General features: G+C 60.3%; 1 protein-coding gene. It reads right to left on the reverse strand.

The features are described 5' to 3' along the window. Positions 1–3117: hypothetical protein (locus tag M1L53_RS32930; RefSeq protein WP_261949498.1), on the reverse strand; the 3117-nt coding region annotated here is incomplete at both ends.

Below are 3117 nucleotides of genomic sequence, written 5' to 3' on the forward strand. Positions count from 1 at the left end.
AGCGAAGACCGGAGGTCATTTGCATTCCGGCGCCGAACTTCTCCTGCACGGCCGAAGTCATCGACTCGACGATTCCGCCATTCGCGAAGTACTGCATTCGTTTCTTGACGCCAGCTACACCCTCGGCTCGCGCGGCGGCGTTCATGCCGTTCACATAGCCGGAACCCATGGCCTGGGTCCACTCCGGGCGCATTACCGCTTCGCCGCCCGAAAGGTGTAATCTCCCACCGGTTGGTGATGCAAACTCGTGCACATCACGGCCCGGGGTGTAACCCGGAAGGATGCCACCTGTTGCGTACCCGGTCTTGCCGCCATCGTTGCCTCGAGCGTCAAGCACTTCACCGGTGCCGACCCGATCGACACCGTCCCATTCCTTAAGTCCTGGAATGACCCTGGAGACCGCATTCCACGCATTCTTAAGGGCGCCATTGATGACGTTGTCGATGATCCAGTTGATGGGACCAGCGGCCATCTCCTTCAGCCGATCCCAGTTCCCGCCGAATCCTTCGACGATTCCGCGACCGAATTCGAGGAGTGTTCCGAGGCCCTCCTTGAAGCCAGGGAAGATCGTGTTGGTGATATTCCCTACGACCTCGCCGATCCTGGATCCGAGGTTGCCCCAGTTGATTCCGCCACTCTCGGTGGTGCCGAGAATGTTTCGTCCGAGGTCTTCCAGGCTTGACTTGAAGCCGACGAAATCGCCTGTACTGAGCGAGAGTAGGGATTGCGCGACATTAGACCCGAGGGTTCCGAAGTTGCTGCTGCCGACCTGTTGTGTCTCGATTGACTTGCGCTGCAGTTCGTCGAGTTGGCGGTCGAATTCCTCGACGTCGCCGAAGGTCTTCTCCCACTCCTCGCGGGTGTATTGCTTCTGTCCACCCGATCGACCGCCGCCCGTATTGGGACCAGGAACCGTCGTTGGAAGGAAAACGGATCCATTAGGGCTTTCTGGGCGAGGATTCGTGGAGTTCTCCAGCGCGCCCCCAGCGCTGGAGTCGGGGTGATTGTTATCTTTCCCGAGCAGTCGCCCAAACCAACTATTGGACTCGATGCCAGGGAAAATGCCCCAGCGGCCGAAAATTTCGTTTCCATACTGATCGGTGTCCAGGCCGCGGTTATTTTTGTATTTGTCTCCGCCCCAGAACCCACCGTCGTTGTCCTTATAGACGCCTGGGGCGATGTAGCTGTCGGCTCCGCGGATGATCCGATCCCGAAAACTACGGGTGTCTTTCCCGGGGGATGACCCATCTGGATTGGGAGTGCTCGGATTTCCCCGAAGGATGCTAGCCAGTTGGATGGCTTCCTTGACGAGGTTTAAAATGTCGCCGATGGTCTGGCGGACATCCTCCCAGAATTGCTTCATCTTCTCTTGGCCCTCGGCCGTGCGCATCCAGTCCGCGAACTCGCGCATAGTTTCCGTGAGGCTTTGGACCATTGACTTGCCGGATTCATCGGAGGTGGTGAACAGTCCGCCGACGACACGGCCGATCTCGACGAATAGATCCTTGATTTCACCGAGGGCCTTGATCGAGTTCTCCATGAAGGTGCGGATCTTGTTCTGCCCCTCCTCGGAGGCAGTCCACTCCTCGAAGCGCGCCATTGTGTCCGCAAACGAACCGCTGAGGCCGGGAAGGAAATCCGATCCGATGGAGGCGATATTCGTCAGGCCACCGAAGAGGCTCGACAGTCCGTCGATGACGGGCTGCATCGAGATCCGGGTGTTCTCGAGAATGTTCGTCCAGTCGAGCTTGCTGGACTCGCTCGACAGATCAGCGAGCGCGCCCTTGAGTCCGATATTGATCTCGGTCGCAATGCCGCCGAGGCCGTTCTTAAGGATCGGAAAGTAGTTCGTCGCGAGATCAGTGATCGATCCACCGAGGCCGGCAAACAGGTTGTCCTGGATCTGAAGTCGGAGATTCTTCCAGGCATCACCGAGGCCGCGGGTTTCCTCCACGAATGCGCGGGCGTTGGGCGATAGGTTCGCCAAGGCCGCCGCATACTCGTCGACCGCATCGGCACTAGCTATTGTCGCCTCAGCGGCCCGTTGCTGAGCTTCGATCACGGCTTCCTGCGAATCCGCAAGGTTCTGCTGTGCATCAAGAACCGCAGCCTGCGCATCGGCTACTGCAAGGTGTGAATCCGCAAGAGACTTCTGGGAATCGATGACACCTTGATCTGCCTCAGCGATTGCTTCCTTCGCGGAGATGACCTGTTCGGAACCTTCGACGCCGGCCTGATTTGCCGCAGCAACTTCCTCGCGGAGATCACCATTGCGCTCACGAACTTCGTCGAGACGTTGCTTGGCCTCGTCAACGCCCAGTACTGCTTCGGATACATCCAGAGGCGTGACCGGCTGGCCACCCTTCCAGAGGTCACGCAACTGCTGCTCGGCACGACGGACCGCCAGCTCGGCGCCACGCTCGTCAAGAGCGGACCCCTTCAGTGCGAGATTCAGGTCCTCGATCTGCTCCTGAGCATCCTTGCGGGCCCGAGTCAGACTCTTCTGAGCGTCCTCAGCCTTCTTCTGCGCCTGGACAACTCCACGCTCAGCGCGCTCGACATTATCGAGTGCCGTGCCGACGCCACGCTCAGCGCGAGCAACACCGTCAGCGGCCTTCTCCACGCCGCGCTGCGCAGACGCAACAGCTTTCGCGGCCGACGCACGTTCGCGAGCCTCGGTCGCCTGCTGCTTCGCGGTCTTCGCGGCATTCTTCGCAGCTTCCTCGGCAGCCTTCGAGCCCTTCGAGAAAGCATCGAAGATGCCTGTCGAGCCGATGACGATCGTCGCGATTCCAGCCGCAGCAGCAGCCGCCACCGCCGGAAGTAGAGAAATGACACCTGCAGCCTGGGCGAGCTGGCCGATCAGCGGAACGAGACTCACCGCAGCCAGGGCGACAAGCGCCGTCGTTGCCAGGCTTACGGGATTGAGCATCCCGGAGGCTGCGCTGCCGATCGAACCAATGCCGCCCGCGGCACCGCCAATCCCCTGAGACGCTGCGTGCAGTGCCGCCAACTGAGCCAGGGCCGCAGTGATGTCCAGATCGAAATCTGCACGCATCGCGTGACTGGCCTCGAGACGGAACAGGAGCAACTGCTCCCGAGCGCGGGTGAAGTCCA

The organism is Rhodococcus sp. T9N (assembly GCF_024436645.1).
GTDB classification, from domain to species: Bacteria; Actinomycetota; Actinomycetes; order Mycobacteriales; family Mycobacteriaceae; genus Rhodococcus_F; species Rhodococcus_F qingshengii.